The 21,373-nt window shown below is 52.0% G+C and carries 15 protein-coding genes and 1 pseudogene; all 16 read right to left on the bottom strand.

Features of this window, described 5'->3' with window-relative positions; translation table 11 throughout:
• Positions 1-71: 71 nt before the first annotated feature.
• Positions 72-3,614, bottom strand: a complete 3,543-nt coding sequence (gene dnaE, locus HMPREF2804_RS05650) for a DNA polymerase III subunit alpha (RefSeq protein WP_070627671.1) — start codon at positions 3,612-3,614, stop codon at positions 72-74.
• A 56-nt stretch (positions 3,615-3,670) separates the two neighbouring features.
• Positions 3,671-4,579 (bottom strand): RluA family pseudouridine synthase, encoded by a 909-nt coding sequence (locus HMPREF2804_RS05645; protein ID WP_246824232.1) that lies wholly within the window; start codon positions 4,577-4,579, stop codon positions 3,671-3,673.
• Positions 4,580-4,645: 66 nt separating this feature from the next.
• Entirely contained in the window at positions 4,646-5,269 is a 624-nt protein-coding gene (lspA, locus tag HMPREF2804_RS05640) for a signal peptidase II (protein WP_070627668.1), read from the bottom strand.
• A gap of 170 nt (positions 5,270-5,439) precedes the next feature.
• The gene (locus HMPREF2804_RS05635; protein ID WP_013398846.1) at positions 5,440-6,024 is read right to left on the bottom strand and encodes a DivIVA domain-containing protein; all 585 of its coding nucleotides are present in this window, start codon (positions 6,022-6,024) and stop codon (positions 5,440-5,442) included.
• A gap of 274 nt (positions 6,025-6,298) precedes the next feature.
• Positions 6,299-6,601, bottom strand: a complete 303-nt coding sequence (locus HMPREF2804_RS05630) for a YggT family protein (RefSeq protein ID WP_004004398.1) — start codon at positions 6,599-6,601, stop codon at positions 6,299-6,301.
• Between the two features lie 3 nt (positions 6,602-6,604).
• Positions 6,605-6,901, bottom strand: a pseudogene (locus tag HMPREF2804_RS11310) (cell division protein SepF); the annotation flags it as partial.
• 827 nt (positions 6,902-7,728) lie between these two features.
• Positions 7,729-8,547: a YggS family pyridoxal phosphate-dependent enzyme gene (locus HMPREF2804_RS05620; protein ID WP_048754833.1), complete on the bottom strand. Its 819-nt coding sequence runs from the start codon at positions 8,545-8,547 to the stop codon at positions 7,729-7,731.
• A gap of 54 nt (positions 8,548-8,601) precedes the next feature.
• Positions 8,602-9,417, bottom strand: coding sequence for a purine nucleoside phosphorylase YfiH/LACC1 family protein (locus HMPREF2804_RS05615; RefSeq protein ID WP_048754834.1), 816 nt, complete (start codon positions 9,415-9,417; stop codon positions 8,602-8,604).
• A gap of 94 nt (positions 9,418-9,511) precedes the next feature.
• Entirely contained in the window at positions 9,512-10,723 is a 1,212-nt protein-coding gene (gene ftsZ / locus HMPREF2804_RS05610; RefSeq protein ID WP_004004394.1) for a cell division protein FtsZ, read from the bottom strand.
• A 209-nt stretch (positions 10,724-10,932) separates the two neighbouring features.
• Entirely contained in the window at positions 10,933-12,153 is a 1,221-nt protein-coding gene (locus HMPREF2804_RS05605; RefSeq protein ID WP_246824173.1) for a cell division protein FtsQ/DivIB, read from the bottom strand.
• 2 nt (positions 12,154-12,155) lie between these two features.
• The gene (gene murC, locus HMPREF2804_RS05600) at positions 12,156-13,640 is read right to left on the bottom strand and encodes a UDP-N-acetylmuramate--L-alanine ligase (protein ID WP_070627666.1); all 1,485 of its coding nucleotides are present in this window, start codon (positions 13,638-13,640) and stop codon (positions 12,156-12,158) included.
• On the bottom strand, positions 13,641-14,735 hold the full coding sequence (gene murG, locus HMPREF2804_RS05595) for an undecaprenyldiphospho-muramoylpentapeptide beta-N-acetylglucosaminyltransferase (RefSeq protein ID WP_004004391.1): 1,095 nt from the start codon (positions 14,733-14,735) through the stop codon (positions 13,641-13,643).
• A 133-nt stretch (positions 14,736-14,868) separates the two neighbouring features.
• The gene (locus HMPREF2804_RS05590; RefSeq protein ID WP_070627664.1) at positions 14,869-16,845 is read right to left on the bottom strand and encodes an FtsW/RodA/SpoVE family cell cycle protein; all 1,977 of its coding nucleotides are present in this window, start codon (positions 16,843-16,845) and stop codon (positions 14,869-14,871) included.
• Between the two features lie 102 nt (positions 16,846-16,947).
• Positions 16,948-18,549 carry a UDP-N-acetylmuramoyl-L-alanine--D-glutamate ligase gene (murD, locus tag HMPREF2804_RS05585; protein WP_070627663.1) on the bottom strand — a complete coding sequence of 534 codons (1,602 nt, stop codon included), beginning with the start codon at positions 18,547-18,549 and terminating at the stop codon, positions 16,948-16,950.
• On the bottom strand, positions 18,549-19,754 hold the full coding sequence (mraY, locus tag HMPREF2804_RS05580; RefSeq protein WP_048754838.1) for a phospho-N-acetylmuramoyl-pentapeptide-transferase: 1,206 nt from the start codon (positions 19,752-19,754) through the stop codon (positions 18,549-18,551). Before mraY ends, murD begins: the two co-directional genes overlap by 1 nt.
• Positions 19,755-19,756: 2 nt before the next feature.
• The gene (murF, locus tag HMPREF2804_RS05575; protein WP_070627662.1) at positions 19,757-21,364 is read right to left on the bottom strand and encodes a UDP-N-acetylmuramoyl-tripeptide--D-alanyl-D-alanine ligase; all 1,608 of its coding nucleotides are present in this window, start codon (positions 21,362-21,364) and stop codon (positions 19,757-19,759) included.
• Between the last annotated feature and the right edge of the window lie 9 nt (positions 21,365-21,373).

The raw sequence follows: 21,373 nt of genomic DNA, 5'->3' as shown, positions 1-21,373 counted from the left end.
AGGATTATCCAGGGGAATTACCCCTCCTGAATAAGCCTTACCCATATCGCTAGATATTGAGGGCTTCTCCCCTACCGGCGAATGCAGCTGGGACCGAAAATCGTCTTAATCTCACCAAAGAGGCTGGGATTGGGATCAACTCGCACACTCGAATCCAGAAGGACCAGCTGTTCTTTATCGCGAGTGCGCAGGAGCATCCGGACATCCACATTCCCACGATGATCACGCAGAACGCCCTTCAGCTCTTTAAGACGATCCTCCGTCACATGGTACTCGGGCACTGAAATCGTAATCGGGGCGCCGCGACCATCATCGCTCAGCTCAAGAATCTGCATTTCCTGAGCGCTCATATTCACGCTGCCGTCATCACGCCGCTGAATACGGCCCTTAATAGAACAAATCAGGTCATCTGCCAGGGCGTTGCCCATCGTCTCATATGCACGGGAAAAGAACATGACGGTCAGGGTAGCGCCCGATGAGTCCTCAAGCTCTACCGACGCATACTGGTTACCACTCGACTTGGCAATACGCCGCGAAACACTCGTGAGCATGCCCGCGATCGTTACCACTTCGCCGTCGCGAATATGCGAGTCCTCGTCGATAATATCGTGCACAGATGCGGTTGCCGCGTCCGAAAGCGCACGTTCCAGACCGCGCAGCGGATGATCGGAAACGTACAGACCCAGCATTTCACGTTCGAAATTCAGTTTCTCGCGGCGTTCCCAGTCGGGAATATCTGGAACTGTCACCGAAAGATCGTCACCGAGTGCATCATCCATACCCAGGGATCCGAAGAGATCGAACTGACCTGCTGCCTCTTTGCGTTTCACGGAGACTGCAGCATCTACTGCCGACTCGTGCACCAGAGAAAGAGAACGGCGAGTATGTTTCAGCTCATCGAAAGCACCCGCCTTAATCAGCGATTCAATGGTGCGTTTATTACACACAACCAGCGGAACTTTCTTCAGGAAGTCGTTGAAAGACTCGAAGTGCCCCTTCTCTTCGCGGGCTGCAATCATGCCGTCGACCACGTTTGCGCCCACGTTACGAATAGCGCCCATGCCGAAACGGATATCCTTCCCCACAGGCGCAAAGGTCAGGGTGGATTCGTTCACATCCGGGGGCAGCACGGTAATACCCATGGCACGGCATTCGTTGAGGTATAGAGCCAGCTTATCCTTGTTATCGCCCACACTCGTTAGCAGAGCCGCCATATATTCCTGCGGATAATGCGCCTTCAAATAGGCGGTCCAGTACGATACCAAACCGTATGCCGCAGTATGGGCTTTGTTGAATGCGTAATCGGAAAACGGAAGCAGAATATCCCACAGGGCCTTAACTGCGCCCTCCGAGTACCCGTTAGAAATCATGCCATCGTGGAAAGCCTCATATTGTTTATCCAGCTCAGCTTTCTTCTTCTTACCCATCGCGCGGCGCAGCAGATCCGCTTCACCCAGCGTATAATTTGCAACCTTCTGGGCGATCGCCATCACCTGCTCCTGATACACTATCAGGCCATAGGTAGTATCAAGAATCTCGGCAAGAGGCTCTTCAAGCTCGGGGTGAATCGGCTGAATCTCTTGCTTACCGTTCTTACGAAGGGCATAGTTCGTATGCGAGTTCGCGCCCATAGGTCCAGGGCGGTACAGGGCAAGCACAGCGGAAATATGCTCGAACTCTTCGGGCTCCATGAGTTTAAGCAGGCTGCGCATCGGACCGCCATCGAGCTGGAATACGCCTAAGGTGTCGCCACGCGCCAGTAGGCGGTAGGACTCTTTGTCATCAACCTCTAGGTTTTCGAGGTCTATCTCTATGCCGCGGTTCATCTTGACGTTATCTAGTGCGTCAGAAATAATCGTCAAATTGCGAAGACCCAAGAAGTCCATTTTGATAAGACCCAGACCTTCACAGGTGGGGTAATCAAACTGGGTAATAACCTGCCCATCAGCCTCGCGGCGCATCACGGGAATCACGTCAGTCAGGTTTTTGCTCGACATGATAACGCCCGCGGCGTGCACACCCCACTGACGTTTCAGACCTTCCAGACCTTTTGCGGTCTCGAAGACTTCGCCGTAAATCTTATCGACCGGGTCCTCGATAAGTGCACGCAGATCGCCCGCTTCGGAGTAGCGCTTATCTTCGGGGTTATACACATTGGCAAGTGCAATGTTCTTACCCATAACGTCCGGCGGCATCGCCTTCGTGAGGCGCTCACCTACCGAATAGGGCTGATCCATCACACGAGAAGCATCTTTGAGCGCCTGCTTCGCCTTAATAGTTCCGAAAGTGACGATCTGTGCGACTTTGTCCTCACCATATTTCTCGGTCACATAGTCGATCACTTCGGCGCGGCGGCGATCGTCAAAGTCCACATCGAAGTCGGGCATCGACACGCGGTCGGGATTGAGGAAGCGCTCAAAAATCAGGTCGTGATTGAGCGGGTTCAGATCGGTAATACGCATGGCGTAGGCGACCATCGAGCCTGCGCCGGAGCCACGCCCTGGGCCCACACGGATACCATTGTTCTTCGCCCAGTTGATAAAGTCCGCCACCACAAGGAAGTATCCGGGGAACCCCATGGAGGTAATAACGCCTACCTCATACTCGGCTTGTTCACGTACCTTATCGGGCACACCGTTGGGGAATCGGTAGTGCAGTCCTCGTTCAACTTCCTTCACGAACCAGGATTCTTCGTTTTCCCCCTCGGGTACAGGGAAGTTTGGCATATAGTTCGCTTTGGTATTGAACTCGACGTTGCATCGTTCGGCGATTTCAAGAGTGTTTTCGCAGGCACCCGGAACATCGCCGAATATCTGATACATCTCTTCCGGCGAGCGCAGGTAGAAGTTGTCCGCATCGAATTTAAAGCGTTTAGGGTCGGTCAGGGTCGAACCGGACTGCACGCACAAAAGTGCAGCGTGCGCGGTGTGATCTTCTTGGCGAGTGTAGTGCAGATCGTTCGTCGCGACAAACGGCAGGTTGAGTTCCTTGGCCAGACGGTGCAGATCTGCTTGCACATTACGCTCAATATCAAGCCCGTGATCCATGACCTCGCAATAGAAATTGTCCTTGCCAAAAATGTCACGGAATTCTGCTGCCGCTGCGACTGCCTCTTGGTACTGACCCAAACGCAGACGAGTCTGAATTTCTCCGGAAGGACATCCGGTCGTGGCGATGAGTCCTTTAGAGTAGGTTTGCAGTACTTCGCGGTCCATACGCGGCTTGTACAGCTGACCTTCCAGTGAGGCGACAGATGATGCACGGAAAAGATTGTGCATGCCCTCGGTGGTTTCCGCCCACATAGTCATATGGGTGTATGCACCGCCACCGGAAACATCGTCGCGAGATCCATCGCCCCAGCGCACACGTGAACGGTCGGTACGGTGAGTTCCGGGAGTCAGGTACGCTTCCACACCGATAATGGGTTTAATGTCATTGGCCTTCGCTTGACGCCAAAAGTCGAAAGCACCAAAAAGGAACCCATGATCGCTAGTGGCCATCGAGTCCATTCCGAGTTCCCGTGCGTATTGAAAGAGATCGCCTAGGCGGGCAGCGCCGTCCAGCATGGAATATTCGGTATGCACGTGCAGATGCGCGAAGCCCTTCTTAGCCACGTTTTCTCCTCGTTAGCTGTGGTTGTTGGTCTCTTAGTGTGCTGACTGAGTTTTAGTTATGCTCTAGTAATGTTCCCGGTGCGAAGTGCCTCAAGTGCATAGTCTAAATCCTGCGGGTAGGGACTCTCAAACTTAATGTGCTCTCCAGTTCCCGGGTGGGTAAAGCCTAGGCGATGCGCATGCAACCACTGCCGGGTCAGACCAAGTTCGGCGCTAAACCGGGGGTCGGCTCCATAAGTGAGGTCGCCGCAACAGGGGTGCCGTAATGAAGAGAAATGCACACGGATCTGGTGAGTCCGTCCCGTTTCTAAATGCACCTCAACAAGAGAGGCAGACCCGAAAGATTCCAAAGTTTCATAGTGGGTAATAGAAGAACGTCCATCCTCAATAACGGCGAATTTCCATTCATGCCCGGGATGCCTGCCGATAGGAGCATCAATAGTCCCCATGAGAGGATCCGGCAGTCCTTGTACCAGGGTATGATATACCTTCTCAACGGTACGATCCTTAAAGGCACGTTTAAGCTCGGTATATGCCCGCTCGCTGCGTGCCACCACCATAAGCCCGCTAGTGCCGACGTCCAGCCGATGTACAATCCCCTGACGCTCCGCCGCCCCGGAGGTAGCCACGGTAACGCCTTCTCCCAGAAGAGCCGAAAGAACAGTAGGCCCCTGCCACCCGTGAGAAGGATGCGCGGCAACACCAGCAGGTTTATCGACCACCACAATATCGTCATCGCAATAGACTATGCCGAAGCCATCTACCTTTTCGGGCTGAATATCGGCAAGGTCACGCGGAGCAGGCGCATTCACAAACACAGTCTCGCCCGCGGACAGTTTATGCGACTTACCGATTTTCAGCTTATTTCCACGCTGAACCACACGCACATGCCCGTCGCGAATCCAGCTGGATGCGCGGGTACGCGGTATCTCAAGGGCACCGGCGAGAGCAGCGTCCAATCGCATACCTACTAGAGCCTCAGAAACATCGAACTCGGCGGTTATGCCTGCTGGCGCAACATTATCGGTCAATTATTTCCCTTCGGAGATCTTCTGAGTTTTCACGTGGGTAGATAGTGCGGAAGCCTTCTTCGCAGAGGATTTAGCACGTGTACCAAGCAGCGTTATGCCACGGAAGTTAAGCAGTACGATTAAAGCCATACAAACGCAGATCGCCGAATCGGCAATATTAAAGATGGCAAAGTTAGGCACCGAAATAAAGTCCACCACGTGTCCCATACCGAATCCTGGCTCACGGAAAAGACGATCAAAAAGGTTTCCGAGAACACCGCCCAGCAGCCCTCCAAGGGCAAGGGTCCAGTTCAGAGCCCGCGTCCTTCGGAAGAGGTAAAGGACGGTTGCAGCGGCAAGCGCCATAATAACCGTAAATATCCAGGTTGCATTCTCGCCGAGAGAAAAGGCAGCGCCAGAATTCCTGATGGAATACCACCACAGAAGACCATCGATCACGGGGATGCGCTCCCCAATCTGCATCTTGGTAACCACCAGAAGCTTTGTGCCCTGGTCAATGAAAAAAATAATAAGAGCCGTTAGAATCCCGACTACCCATGCGCCGCGTGATGAGAGTATGCGCGTAACAGATTTATGCGATGCTGTTGAACCAGCGGCAGACGCAGTGGTCTCTTCAGATTCCATGTATCTCCTCGGTGAAGGGCAATGAGCAGGGCGGCGGATGTTGTACCTGAATTCGCCCTCCTCTAGCTTATCTTAAGCCAGGTATAAACAACCGCCCGCAAAGCCAGTAGCAAAGTTCTTCTTGCCACGGATGCGGACGGTGTTTATAAAAAAGTATCGAAGCTTAGAGCTTAGCGAGCATCTGCTTCAAAAGACTTAAGAGTCTTCAGCTCTTCAAGCTGAGAGGTGAGGTGTTCCTGCAACTTCGAACGGTAACGCGACTCAAAACCACGCAGGGATTCCACGGTGATTTCCAAACTGTCACGCTCATCGGTGAGCTTGGAAAGAACCTCATCACGCTGAGAACGTGCAGCTGCCACCAGATCTTTAGCTTCTTTCTCACCTTTAGCAACGAGTTCTGCACGGGTTTTTTCACCCTGAGAGACGTATTCGTCATGGAGTTTCTGGGCCATGGCAAGCAGACCTGCTGCATCCTGAGCGCCGCCAGCAGCAACGGGTGCTGGGGTGCTGGTCTTATCCTGTGCAGCGGACTTAGCCGTTGCGGACGAAGAAGACGTATTGTTGGTCGCCGGAGTTGCCGAACCAGACTGGGCGGCTGCAAGCTTACGCTTGAGGGATTCGTTTTCGGTGTACAGCGCGCGGAGCTCAACAACAAGCTCATCAAGGTAATTATCAACCTCATCGCGGTCGTACCCGGATTCGTTTCTCACAATTTTGAAGCTCTTGTTAATCAGATCTTCGGGGGTGATAGCCACAGCTTATCTCCTTTGGAATAAAGTTATCTGTGAATAGGTTTTGGGATGCCCATAAATTTATTAAATAAACTTACGGTGCTGGCTAGGGTACCGCCCATTATTCTACTCTTCTCTACACTTCAAGACCCGATTTTCCAGGAATTCGGCGCAGAGAACCTCTTACCATCATAGTAAATGTATTTCCTGACGGAAAGTCTGCCTCGCCGTTATTGCTTCATACATCTTTATGCATATCAGAAAAATTTATGCTTTGACCAGGAAATATAACTGTTATTTAGCGTGAAAAAGTTAGTGTCAAAGAGGTCATCACTGACAATAAAAGTCCCACGCCTAAAATCAGAATCAGAAACCCAGTATCAAGGGCGAAATTACCAATACGCAGTGGCGGTACAACCTTACGAAGCTGGTTCATAGGCCAGTCCGTCAGAGCATACACTCCAGAGGCGCACAGCAGGGCAATCCCTCGCGGACGCCACCCCGGCACAAAGACACGCACCCAGTCCAGAAGCATCCGCAAGAGCAACCCAATGTAGAGAATGTGCAGGGCTATGGTAATGATGGCGAAGATGTACCCCATGCATTACCCCTGGTCAAAAGGAAACGGGCCCTCAGCCTCAAAAGCGCCCGGTGCCGGAGTCGTGTCAGCCCCCAGTACCTCTAGGTTTTCGGGGGTTAGCAAGAATACCTGCCCGGTCACACGTTCAATGCGACCTGAGAGCCCGAATGCGAGTCCGGAGGCAAAGTCCACAAGACGTTTAGCATCCGAATCGCTCATTTCAGCGACATTCATAATCACAGGAATATTCTCACGAAACGCTTCACCAATAATTTTGGCGTCGTTGTATGAGCGGGGGTGGATTGTTGTAATGCGGCGCAATTCGTCCTCATCTTCCTCGTAGGGGTATCCGGCACCAAGACCCTCGTCAATGCCGTAAGAGTTCACATCAAGCTCATGAACTTGATCGTAGCCGGAGGAAGGGTAGGGGTACTCGTCGGTCTCGTAGTGATTTTGCACCTGGTATTCCTCTCGGTTAGTTTTCTGTTCCCGGTGTGGGATTGGCGTGTAAGTCGCGGCAAACTGGTTGGTTTCTTGCCGCTGAGCTGAAGTTTGATAAGCAGACGATGCCGTAATCGCTTCTGATTCTACAGATAGTGGCTCCGCAGCGCCCGTTGCCTGTGGCATAGCTGCGGTATCAGGGTTAGCAGATGCTGGTGTGGGTAATGCATTCAGCCGGATTCCAGGTGATGGAGCGGGAGTTTCAGTGGAAGGAATAGATGCCTCATCCGTCGAATCATGACTATGGACATCCTGCATACCTTCCGATAATTCTTCAGTTTCCGACCCATAACGAGTCACGCCGAAGAAAGAACCGAGGCTATTGGCAAGTTTGCCACCGCCTTGTTTCGCCATTCTTTACTCTCGTTTCGCAGTCGTACATTCACATATATGCGGGAGATTCGCTCCACCGATACCTGAGATTCTAACGTGGGAAATAGCACCGCACATGCTGTCGGTTCGACACCGATTATATATGTTCACAGAGAATTTTGGGGGTATTCCCACGGGCTTTATTGACGATGATGCATATTCTTAAAGACGACGTCAACCAGCCCTCACAGGTGTATATTCTACCAGCGCTTGAAAATCCTATCAGCGTATTTCTCATCTGCTGCATGCCTTGCACAACAAAACCTGGTAAAAATCTAGGGGTAATCTCGCTTCCCCATGATGTCGCTTCCTACCCGCACACACGTAGACCCCCAGCGAATAGCGGCTTCTAAATCTGCACTCATGCCCGCCGAAATCTGATCTGCATGCGGGAACTCGGCGCGCAGACCCTGCGCCAATTCCCAGAGTTTTTCAAAGGATTCGTCAGGGTTCGCACCCAGTGGCGCCACCGCCATAATACCCCCACAGCGTAATTCTTCTTGAGCTTCGATACGCTCAGCAAGCTCTAAAATCTCGTCTTGGTCCGTTCCACCACGCGCCCCTTCCGATGCATGCCCGGCCGTTGCCTGCGCTTCAAGCGAAACCTGAATCAGACATTCTAGAGCTCCTTGGGATAGAGCCGCTGGGGCGTCCTGCTCCCCCGCCTCATAGCGAGCTACTTGGTTGCGATAGGCTTTTGCTAAAGAATCAATCAGAGACGCACGATCTACGGACTGTACCTGATGGGCATATTTTACGACGGACTTTGCCTTATTTGTTTGCAACTGCCCAATAAACGCCCAGTAAGCGGGGTCGGCAGGTTTTTCGATGGCTCGAAGAGCACGAGCTTTAGGAGCCGCCTCTTGATCACGATTCTCACCAAAAATACGTACCCCCTGGGTGTAAAGCGCTGCTACATCAGAGGCAGGGAAAAACTTGGTCACGGTGACAAGGCGAACTGCAGGGCTATGCTCGGTGCGCACACCACTGGCGGCTTCAGCATCGCGGACGCGCGCCATAACCCGCGCGTAGTTATCCGCAAGCTGTTGCGCGCGTTCCGAGGTGTACGTCAATGTCTGTTCTTCGCTCATCATCAGTCCCCTTTACCGATATACCCTCATACTCAGCTTTTCTTCGATTTTAAGATCTTAGGAAGGTTTCGTCACCCATACGAGCCCAGCGATACGTCCGGGTGCTTCACCTCGATTCATAAATCCTCGATGCGAAAAGAGGCTGGTGCTTTCATAAGTGCAGGCTGCCAAGTCGGTAGAAACCTCTATCTTCAGCTTATTCAAGAGAGCAATCGCTCCCGCTGGCAAATCTAAAGCTGGTGTTCCTTGGCTTGTCTGAGCGTATGTTTCAGGAATCTGCCGTGTCGCATGTTCGCGCATATCTTCGGGTACCTCATAGCAACTTCCGCATATACTAGGCCCTAACCACGCGTGAATCTGTGTTGCGCCCTGCTCTCGCATCGTCGCAACTGTGCGTTGAATAACTCCTGCAAGTAGCCCAGGACGCCCTGCATGCGCCACAGCAATAATGGGCACGTCATGTGGGGTAGATTTCTCTCCCACGAACACGAGTGGAATGCAGTCAGCAACCATAATAGCTAGAGGCTGACCCGTTGTACTGTAGGCAGCATCTGCTTGCGGAGCCTGCTCGCGTAATTGATCGGCACGTTTCAACGTATATGCCCCACACTCGTCATTCGGAGAAATCTGAGTAGTCAGAATATGATCGGCGCATACAATATCTGCACCATGTACTTGATTGAGGTAGAGGAAAGGAGCTGAACCACAGAGACTTTGTACATCAGCACGGTTTTTCAGCGTTGCGGTATGGGGCTCGCCCGCATTAACATGAAGCCCCAAATTACCGGCCGACCGTGAAGTAAATCCGATATGCACGGTATATGGGCCGCTGGTATAAGTTCCTGTGGAGTAAAACGGGTTGAGGGTACTCATGGTTCTTTCTGCTGTCATAAGGTCAAAGCATACACAAAGGAGCCAGGACGTATATGTCCTTGGCTCCCTTATGTCTAAAAAGGATGTGTGCGACTTACTTCAAGAAGTCGGGCACATCGAGGGTATCGCGCCGTGCCGGGGATTCTTCCACGACGGGCGGTAGATCAACATCAAAGCCAGCTGCGGCAGGAACATCATTCTGCTGAGTACCATTCTGCGCACCGCCGAAACCATATCCGGTTGATGCGGGAGCTGCAGGAGCGGCCTGCGCAGAGCCGCCGAATGCCTGCTGGGTACGCTGCGCCTGAGCATTTGCCGAAGCTGAACTGTTAGCGTTGGTGTTAGTCTCAGGATTGACAGCGTCAAATCCAGCGGCAATAACGGTCACACGTGCTTCATCCCCCAAGGCGTCATCAATCACAGCACCGAAGATAATATTTGCGTCAGGATGTGCGACTTCCTGGACCAGGCGGGCAGCCTCATTGATCTCAAATAGACCGAGATCGGAACCGCCCTGAATGGAGAGGAGTACACCGTGTGCCCCATCAATGGATGCTTCCAAAAGTGGGGATGCGATAGCAAGCTCGGCGGCTTTAACAGCGCGGTCTTCACCAGCGGCAGAGCCAATGCCCATCAGAGCCGAACCAGCCCCCTGCATAACAGACTTAACGTCTGCAAAGTCAAGGTTGATCAGACCCGGAGTAGTAATCAGGTCGGTAATACCCTGCACACCGGAGAGAAGAACCTGATCTGCCGATTTGAAGGCGTCAAGCATCGAAACGTTGCGATCAGAGATAGAGAGCAAACGATCGTTCGGAATCACAATGAGGGTATCTACTTCATCACGAAGTGCAGCAATGCCGGTTTCCGCCTGGTTCGAACGGCGACGACCTTCAAAGGTAAAGGGACGAGTTACCACGCCGATCGTGAGGGCACCCAAAGAGCGTGCAATACGTGCTACAACGGGAGCACCGCCGGTACCGGTGCCGCCGCCTTCACCTGCAGTCACGAAGACCATGTCTGCGCCCTTGATAACCTCTTCGATTTCCTGGGCGTGGTCTTCAGCAGCCTGACGACCGACCTCGGGGTTTGCGCCCGCTCCGAGACCGCGAGTTAGTTCACGACCAACATCAAGTTTGACGTCAGCGTCAGACATCAAAAGTGCCTGAGCATCTGTGTTAATAGCGATGAATTCTACGCCTCGCAGGCCAACCTCGATCATGCGGTTGACTGCATTGACGCCACCGCCACCGATACCGACGACTTTGATGACTGCCAAGTAGTTCTGGGGAGTTCCAGCGTCCATTTATCCCTCGATTATTTCGTGTAAATCTCTAGAAAAACCCAAGGGTTCAAGTAGAACCTTAGTCTTCCTAACCTCATAGTGACTTTATCTGCAAGGATACCAACAGTTTCACCAGGTTCCTAGTTGCCTGAGGTATTTGACGTGTATTATTTATAGATTTTTATAAAAAATCTATCTTTTTACCCGATGCTTAACCATAAGGTTAAAGGCTAACGAGTAACCGGAACACGCGGCGAAGAAACATCATAAGTGTTTACTTTATTAGCGGCTCGTCCTTGTTGTGCGGTTTTTGACTGGTCCTCACGTACCGCCTCCATCAGCTTAGTTAAAACCTTAGCTTTAAGGTCACTCTCTTCAGCTGTACCCCACTGCACGACAACCCCATCCTTCAAGGTTAAGTTAATATTTGAGGTTGAGCTTGCCCGTGCCTCCTTCACCTGCGTCAGGATTGATGAGGGCAAAGCAGAGAGCACATTTGCAACCGTGCGGAAGGCCGCAGAATCCTGGGGAACTTCCTGTCCAACATCGACAAGCGGAACATTGATTCCATCAGCATTCTCAACTTCACGAAGTTTGATTCCCTCACTATCAACAACCACATATTTCCCGTCCTGATGAATGACGGCAACAGGGGTACGCTCTTTGAGGGTTACAACTAGTTCATGCGGAGGATGCGCCTCAATCTGCACGCCGCGCAGTACATGCTCCTGGTCGATAAGTTCACGCACCTTCTGATCATTAATACGAGTCAGCGGCGTGCCCTTGAGTGGTTCCAGTTTCTGCTCAACCTGCACGCTATCCAATAGCGAAGCGCCTTCAACTCGAATAGTCTGAACAGAGAGCAGCGGAGAATAAAAGACCAAACCGATATATAGAAGCACAGCAAGCATGAACGCACCAAAGCCGTAAAGGAGTTTCCGCAATCGAGTGAGCGGACGTCGGCGCTTCGAAGTCTGACTCTTACTTTGGTCTTCTGCCAAAAGCCCGTCGAGCCCGGGGTCATCGCGTAATTGGGCGATACGCCCCTGCTCTTCGCGGATCTCCTGTTCCCGCGCTATCTCGGTTTGGCGTTCCTTCTCACGTTCACGACGCCATCGGCCAAAGGTACTAGACGTAGATTTCGCCGATTGTGAATCCAGCTCATCCGATTCAGATTCCCCTGCATCCAGACGTATATCACGGTCCTTGGGCTCTGAAGACTCAGAATACGTTGCACGGGAAGAACCCGTCTGGCTCTTATTTTCGGTATGAGTTTCTTGCTCAACAGGATTCGTCTGATTCTGAGGGCTCGCACCGTCAGAAGATTTTGACGTATCTTCAGCAGGTTTAGCTTTCTTTTTGCCGCGAACAACCGGTAACTTCGGAGTACGTATCGGCGAGGTTGCAAACGCTTCCGTGCCCGGTTTTCGCTTTTGACGTCCTTTAGCCACTATTACTCCTTAAGGTAACGGGCATGTAGCTCATGCAGAATACGCTCTCCTAATGCGGTAACATCACCTGCACCAATGGTCATAATAATATCGCCTGGAACAGCACACATAGCAATATCTTCAATGGCTGCAGCTGCATCCGACGCATAATGCACCTCAGAAAATCCAGCACCGGTGATAAGTTCACTCGTGACTCCCTCAATCGGAAGTTCCCGGGCAGGATAAATATCCAGTACATACGAACGATCAGCCTTCGAAAGAGCCTGCGCGAAATCGGCGGCAAATTCTTGGGTGCGTGAGAACAGATGCGGCTGGAAAACCACATAGAGGTTATGCCCATCGGCAACCGTGCGGCCGGTCTCAAGTGCACGGAATACCTCTGTTGGGTGATGAGCATAATCGTCAAAGACTTTAATACCCGCTACGTCACCACGCAGAGTAAAACGTCGATCTGCTCCTCCGAAGCCGTATAACGCGGCGGCCGCGTCCTCAGGTTGTGCTCCAGCGAGAAGAGCGGTAATAAAAGCTGCCGCTGCGTTCAACTGATTGTGAATACCGGGTACCCGCAGCTGAGCATCCTGTTCGCCTTCGTAATGTTTATTCGCGCACTCGAAAGACCAGCGCAGTGTTGCCGAAGACTCCGAGCCGTGGCTCGTAATGCGTGAAACCCGTAGATCAGCCTCAGTAGACTGGCCGTAAGTTACCACTTCAATCCCAGCATCGCGCGCACGTTCTGCAAGCGCACGAGCGCCTTCATCATCCCAGCATGTCACCAAGACGCCACCAGGGGCCATAGAGGCAACAAAACGGTTAAACGCCTCATACACGCGTTCGGGAGTTTCGTAGAAATCCAAGTGGTCAGGTTCAACGTTGGTAACCACTGCGATCGCAGGCTGGTAGCGCACAAAAGACCCATCGGATTCGTCAGCCTCTGCTACAAACCAAGAGCCTTCACCAGTGGCCCCCAATCGCGCGTTGCTGCCGTATCCTGCAATAACTGTTCCTACCGCGAAAGACGGGTGAAACCCTAACTTATCCAGCATGACGGCAATCATGGAACTGGTTGTGCTCTTACCATGCGTGCCAGCAACCGCTACACCCTGTGATGCTCCCATAGCGGCAGCCAAAGCCTCAGAGCGGTGCAATACCCGAAGGTTCTGAGCACGAGCCGCAATCAGTTCGGGGTTATCTTCGTGAATGGCCGTTGAGATAACAACGGTATCAATATCGTGAATATTCGCAGCATCTTGGGGAGTATAAACACGAGCGCCCGCTTCACGTAAAGCCTGAATAGTCGCCGTTTCTGCTCGGTCAGAGCCGCTTACGGGAATACCAGCTTTCAGCATCAACGTTGCAATAGCACTCATACCGGCACCGCCGATCCCTACAAAATGCACACGTCCCAACTCCTGCAGAGATGCGCGCGCGGGAAACGGCGGGTTCAGGGGCTCAGGAAGCACCATGTTAAGGTTCATCAGTTCGGACATTTATTTAACCACCTTCAGGGTTGCCTCAGCCATAACATGTGCGGCATCACGAATGCCCAATTTATATGCTCGACGACCCATTTCTTTTAACTTCTGAGCATCAGCCATCAATGATGGAATTTCACGGGCAAACCACGCCCCGGTCATTTTCTTATCTTCGATGAGAAGCGCGGCTTCTGCCATAACCAGAGAACGAGCATTGAGACTTTGTTCACCATTACCAAACGGGAGCGGAACAAAAATTGCGGGTACACCCACCGCAGCAACTTCGCTTACGGTTGCGGCTCCAGCACGGACTATCAAAAGATCGGCTGCGGCATATACATCCTGCATGCCGTGGCTAAACTCAATCTGACGATAATTTGGGGCTGTAACGGGCTCGCCTGAATCATCCACAATAGCTTTGCCTTTACCAGTAATATGCAAAACCTGAAAACCCCAGTCCTCAAAATTCGTAATGTTCTCAGCGACGGCGTTATTAAGACTTTGTGCGCCTAAGGAACCGCCCGTCACAATCAGAACAGGCTTATCGGGGTCAAGACCTAGAGTATGCCTCGCCTGTGCTCGTGCCGCTCGACGGTTCAGATGCGCGATCTCATCTTTCATGGGCATACCCACAAGTTTGGCGCGAGGGAAAGGGGTGTTGGAGAAAGCCACACCCACAAACTTCGCTAGAGGACCACCCAGTTTATTTGCTAAACCGGGCTTTGCATTAGCCTCGTGAATAACAACAGGAATGCGGGAGAAAAAAGCGGCAAGATATGCTGGCGGACACACATAACCACCTACGCCTACTACAACATCTGCATTCGCATCTTTGAGAATTTTACGGGTTTGCGAAATCGCTTTTGCGAATCTTGGTAAAAAGGTTAATGCGTTAAGCGATAGACTTCGGGGGAAAGCTACACGCGGAATAAACTCAATATCAAATCCAGCTTCAGGAACTAATTGAGCTTCCATCTTATCCTTGGTGCCAAGAGTCAGAATATTAGCTTCCGGCTCAATCCGGCGGATTTCGCGTGCTATAGCAAGCATCGGGTTAATATGACCAGCGGTGCCGCCGCCAGCGAGAACCACAGAGGGTGCCTTAGACATAGATAATAACTCCCAACAAATACATTCACCTCATTTTACGACATAGCAGGACTAACCCCGTAGTGAAAGAATATGAAGTCGGGTATATACCCACGTCCCGAGCCTGGTATTCCTCCTTTCCCTATTTCAGAGGCTATGAGCGTGAACCACCCTGGCCAGGTTTACGGCCTCGCGGGTTCTGCTGACTCTGTGAAGGCTGCTGCCGACGTATCTGACGTGATGTTCCCGCAGAAGGCTGCCCTGAAGAAGATGTTTGGGAACCCGGTTGAGGGTGCAAAGGTCGCAACCCGGCTGGCAAACGTCCCGATGACGGAGAACGGTGACGCGCTCGATTGGCGTTTGTGCGCTTTTGCAGGTTCTGCAGGGGAATCGTATCTTCGTGGTCTGCAGGGGTTGACCGTTGCCTGCCCTGCGAGGGACGAGATACAGGCTGCACGTCTCCCTTACGGCGCAATTGGGGAACCCGTTCATGGGTATGCAATCCATTTGGATGTTCCTCTTGGAACCGCTGCTCACGAAGTCGCTGCCGTTCACGCTGAATACGCTGCTCTTCATGAGCGAGAGCTTCCTGATGCTCCGCCTCACGGCGACGCTCAGCAGCACGATCGGCACGTGCTTGAGCGCGCTGCTCATACGTCTTGCGAGTATGCTCACGCTGTCGCTGGGTTATGCCCAACCACGATGGCAGTTCTTTGACTCTACGCAGTAAGCCTTCACCCCAGTAATCTTTACCAAGGGATCCACCGGCTTCTTGCAGTTGAAGCCGCTCATCTTCAACGATGGCTTGAAGAGACAGTCGTCGCTTCCAGTCTTCATTAGCGCGTCGCACTTCGCGAGGTGTCTGCTTCGTTAAATCGGCGGCTGGTATAGGCCCGCCTACAAGTGGCGTTTGACGTGCAAAAGCATAAAGCATCCCTGCGGCGAGCATTGATGAAATCAAGGATGAACCGCCGTATGAGATAAAGGGAAGCGGCACACCGATCACAGGCAAAATACCGGAAACCATCGCCATATTCACGATAGCTTGGGTAGAAAGCCACGCAATAATACCGCCCGTGGCAATACGAATAAACGGGTCTGCTGTTCGGGCAATAATGCGTAATGCGCAATAGATCAGGCCCAGGTACAAAAGCACCACGGTAAGCGTACCCAAAAGCCCCAGTTCCTCGCCGATAATGGCGAAAATGTAATCGTTATGTGCTTCGGGCAAATAGTTATACTTCTGGCGGGATTGTCCTAGCCCAACGCCCCAGAACCCACCGGTTGCCAACGCAACCCCGCCAGCCTGAGATTGATCACAGACAGAACCGGTGCACACGCCGAAAACACTCATCAGTCGTTCACGACGGTTTGAACTTGAAATTGACCCCACTATGGCACTCACGATCAGAATAATCGAAAGCCATACCATAGTCTTACGGTTTGCGCCCGCAATATATACCATACCTAAGAAGATAAAGGCGTAGACGATCACGGTACCGAGATCTTTACCTGCCAGAATAAGCAGCATCAAGGGCAAGAGCCCAAAAAGTGCGGGAAAAATTGCACGAGATGTCTTCTCTTTAAGTTTACTGCCCTGCCGAGTCATGACCATCGCCATCCACAGCACAATAGCGAGTTTAGAGAACTCCGAAGGCTGAATCTGAATGCCGCTGAACCTAATCCAGTTACGGTTGCCATTAATATCGGTACCAATAGCAAGAACGGCAATCTGGGCAAGAATCGCCAGGGCTAAGAGGATATTAACGACCCACATTTTGCGGTACCGCTGTACTTTCAATACTGCTATAGCCCCTAATGCAGCGGCGCCTAGAGCGGCAAACATTACCTGACGGGTTACCTGCGAGAAAGGGGATATTCCCTGTGAAATCATGCTCACAGATGATGCAGACAGTACCATGATCACGCCAAAAACCGTGAGACCAGCGCATACTAAAAGAATCAGTCGCGGCACATCCGCTAAATCACGCGATGCGGAACGCTTATAAAGAGACGAGATAGCGTTATGCAGAAAAGAACCGAGCCTCGTTGAGCCGTTCCTGCCCTGGCGCTGTGCATGACTTACGCCTCCACGGGCCGACGAGTGAGTCTGACCGGGTGCATTACTCATGCGCTCTCCTCTTCTGTGTCTTGACGCGACAAACTCGATAGATTTTTCCTACAGCAAAAAAGTCTACACGGCGTTTATCGTTTCAGAGCAATCAATATGCCTTCAGTTACCGACAATATGAGATTTGACCGCATCCACAAAAGCGTTACCACGAACGGCATAATTGTTAAATTGGTCCATCGAAGCAGCGGCAGGCGCCATGAGTACTGTATCCCCCTCAGCGGCTAGCTCTTCTGCTTTGACTACGGCAGCTTCCATAACAGTAACCCCGTCAGAGGGATCATTCGCCGAAGCCGTCATATTATAGGTAGGAACATGGCTTGCATACTTCGCCAAAGATGTTTTAAGTCCCGCCGTATCAGTGCCAATGATTAATACTGCTTTCAAACGTGAAGCATGCTGAGCTATAAGATCATCATACTCCACCCCTTTAGAAAGACCTCCAGCAATCCAAATCAGCGAAGGATAAGCGCTCATTGAAGCGTTAGCGGCGTGTGGGTTAGTAGCCTTAGAATCGTTGACCCACTGGATTCCATCGCGGTACAGCACCGTCTGATTACGATGCGCACCAGGCTTATAAGAACGCAGTCCATCCCGCACAGCCTCAGGAGCAATATTTGCAGCACGACATAATGCGGCAGCGGCTAGTGCATTCTCCACGGTGTGCTGTGCGGGAGCTTGACCGGGAACGGGCGCTAAATCTTCAAGAACACCAAGCTCAAGTGCCTCGCTGTATCGATTCTTCAAAAACGCACGGTCAACAATAATGTTTTCCGCCAAGCCCAACATGGAGACTGAGGGGATCTCGGTTGAGCTAATACCGATGGCACGGGCACCTTCTATAACATCTGCTTCTTCAACCATACGCAAAGTATCAACATGATCGGTATTGAAGATACACGCTGCCTGAGTATTTTCGTACACACGTGCTTTATCGGTCTTGTAAGCCTCAAAAGAACCGTGCCAATCGACGTGATCTTCCGCTACGTTAAGCACCACGGAAGCGTATGGCGACAGTGAAGAAGTCCAATGCAGCTGAAAGCTCGAAAGCTCTACCGCAAAAAATTCATAGGGTTCATCGTCGGCAACAGCGTAGACTGCTGGCATGCCCACGTTCCCAACCTGCAGAGATTTTTTACCGGCTGCTTTAAGAATCGAATCGACCATGCCCACGGTCGTAGTTTTCCCATTGGTTCCTGTCAGGCACAGCCACTTTGGAGTAACCCGACCTTGACGTTGATTCAGACGCCATGCCAGTTCGATTTCGCTCCAAATTTGAATACCCCGTTCATAAGCATCGAGCATGACCAGGCTATCTGGACGGATTCCTGGCGAAGTCACGATAACATCCGGGTCTTGATCATCGACACGAGGCACACATTCCATGTATTCCTCACCAAATAAACCCGTCACGTTCCCATAGGCTTCTTGGTAAATTCGGATGCGCTCTCGCTTTTCCTGCGTATCCTGCGCATCAATAGCGGTAATGTGGGCACCTTTCTGGGCCAGCACATCCACTGCAGCATCGCCGCTGGTGCCGAGGCCTATCACGACAACCTTCAGCCCCGCCCAAGGCCCGTCCCAGGTAGTGAGCTCAGCAAGCCGAGGATTATTGACGACTGGATTGACAGCGATAGCATCTGCATATTGGGCACGCTGTGCCTGATAGTTGGAGGCCCGCTGCGAGTTCTTAGCGTCAGGCATTAGTGAATCACTCCAGACGTCTGTGAGAACCAATCTCCAAAGAAAATTGCAAGAGCAACCAGCACACAAAGCGCATTTGCAATCCACAGACGGAATACCGAGTTCACTTCACCACTGCTGACAGAGCCGGGGACAAGACCCTTCTTATCTATGGAGTATCTTCCGTTTGCACCGGTTTTCTCAAGATGATGGTGGAAAGGAGTCATGCGGAAGAAACGGTAGGCATGAGGAATTTTATCGCCAACAGATACAGAACGTTTACGGCTAACTTTGAAGACAACTTTCTGCACAATCACCGAAAACACTTCCAGAACCGGCACAAGCGCGATAATGGGAAGCAGGAGCTCGGTACGGGTGAAAATAGCGAAGGAAACCAGTGCACCCCCCAAAGCAAGAGAACCAGAATCACCCATAAAGATCTGTGCCTTAGAAACGTTCCACCATAGGAACCCAGCGAGGGAACCAACAAGTGCGGCTGCAATAAGTGCCAGCGACCCTGGATCCCGCACATCATAGCATGCATTTCCCGCCCCACCGCTGCAGGCATGTACGTATTGCCAGATAGTCATGGCAAGGTATCCAGTAAAGATGGTCATCGTTGCGCCACCCGCAAGTCCATCGAGACCATCAGTGAAATTCACGGCGTTAGTGCCCGAAAGAGAAATCAGGGTAATCCACAACACCATGAGGATAGTACCGCCTATAGCCCCAGCAGCCATGAAGTCGAACGGAAGATCACGCACAAACGAAATCGCCGTCGAGGCGGGGGTCACTCCCGCCGCATTAGGAAATTGAAACACCAAATACGCAAAAGGAAGAGTCACCGCCAGCAGACCAATAGTCTTCTGGTTCTCGGTAAGTCCTTCGTTCCCCTGGTTGCGGAACTTCATAATATCGTCGGCGGCACCGACTCCGAGCATTCCTAGTGTAAACCCGAGGGTCAATAAAGCCGTCGCACTAGGAACCGGCGAGGTTCCAAAAACCGCAGCGTTAATCAGCAACGCAAGCAAGTAGGCAACAACGGCGGCTGGGATAAAAATAAGACCTGCCATCGTGGGCGTCCCCGCCTTATGCTGATGCGCGGCGGGGCCTTCTTCACGAATCAGCTGCCCCAACTTGAGCTTCTGCATCTGCTTGATGAAGAGCGGTATTGCTGAGAAGGAGATAATAAACCCTAGGATTCCAGCAATAAGCACAGTAATCATGGTTAATGTGTTCCTTCGTGAAGATGGCTACGGTCTAGGGCGGTCGTCGAGGTTTGCGCTGCAGAACTACCAGCTGATACCGTGCTCAGAGCGGCGTCCGTTAAATCCGTCACCTCAACAAAATCGCCAGCACTCAGCCAAGCTGGAGCCTGTTCTTGAGCCTCGCCAAAGGTTTCGGTGCAGAAGGCAACCTCATCGCCCAAAGAACCTAGTTTAGCGCCATTTGAAGATTTAAACAGCACAATATCGCCAGAACGTAACTCTGCACGCAAAATATTTAGTGCTTCTTGCGGTGTCTCTACCCAGGTAGCTTCGTTACCCCATGAACCTTCAAGATGCGCGGCGTTGTAGGCTGGTTTCGCCTCATTCCCAACCGCAATAAGCTTTGATATATTCATGCGTACCACCAGACGACCGAGTCGATCGTGCTCCTCCAAAGAGGCCTCGCCCAGTTCGAGCATGGCCCCCAAAACTGCCCATGTCCGTCGTGGCTTCGCGCCTCGTCCCAGTTGGGCCAAAGTGCGTAAAGCAGCTGTCATTGACTCGGGATTAGCATTATAGGCATCGTTGATGACAGTCACGCCGTCTGCGCGGTCTGTGCGAGCCATCCTCCATTTCGACAGCGCACCGGTGTTATTGAGGGCATGCGCAATAGCGCCTCCAGGAACACCAGCGTTATAGGCTACCGTAGCAGCCGCCAGAATATTGCATACATGATGCTCACCAATGAGTTTGGAGGAAATCTCATATTCGCTGGCGTCGGGAAGGCGAAGAGTAAATTCCGGACAACCAGCATCATTAGTATGCAGCCCCAAAGCGGCAGCATAGCGTTCGTACTGTGGTTTCTCCCCCACCCCAAAGTAGGTTACCGGCACACTTGCGCGAGCTGACATGCGTGCAACACGCTCATCATCAGCATTGAGGATCAAGGTTCCGCCAGTACGAATACCTTCGGCAAGCTCCCCTTTAGTACGTTCGATGTTGTCGACCCCGCCAAACTCGCCAGCATGTGCGGTGCCAACTTTAAGAATCACACCATGGTCAGGGTGCACAATATTTGCCAGGTATTCGATATTCCCCACATGATCGGCACCCATCTCAATCACAAGGTAGCGAGTACTTTCGTCAGCGCGGAATACAGTCAAAGGTACGCCAACTTCGCCGTTGTACGAACCTACAGGGGCTATAGTTTCGCCCTGAGAACTTAGGGTCGCTGCTAATAAATCTTTTGTGGTGGTCTTCCCCGCAGAACCGGTAATACCGATAACCGTAAGATCGCCTAGAGACCGCATCTTTTCAACAGCATACTGTGCGATCTTACCCATGGCGAGAACCACATCATCAACCTGGATGCTGGGGTACAAAACACCCCGCTCATCTTTAACGGGGCGTTCAACAAGCGCTATGACAGCGCCTTTGTCGAAGGCTCCCGACACAAAGTTGTGTCCGTCGGTCACCTCACCTGGCTTAGCAACAAATAGTGTGCCTGGTATAACCTCACGCGAATCGGTGGTCGCGAAGGTAGCACCTAGCTCGCTCTCACGCCCGGCTAAGCCGAGCGGTGAGCCGCCTGTTGCCGTAATAATTTCGGCGGCGGAAAGCTTAATCATCTATGCTCC

The organism is Rothia sp. HMSC065G12 (assembly GCF_001811455.1).
In the GTDB taxonomy this organism is placed as follows: domain Bacteria; phylum Actinomycetota; class Actinomycetes; order Actinomycetales; family Micrococcaceae; genus Rothia; species Rothia dentocariosa.
Note: the sequence above shows the minus strand (reverse complement) of the source record. Positions and strands in the feature narration are given on the sequence as shown.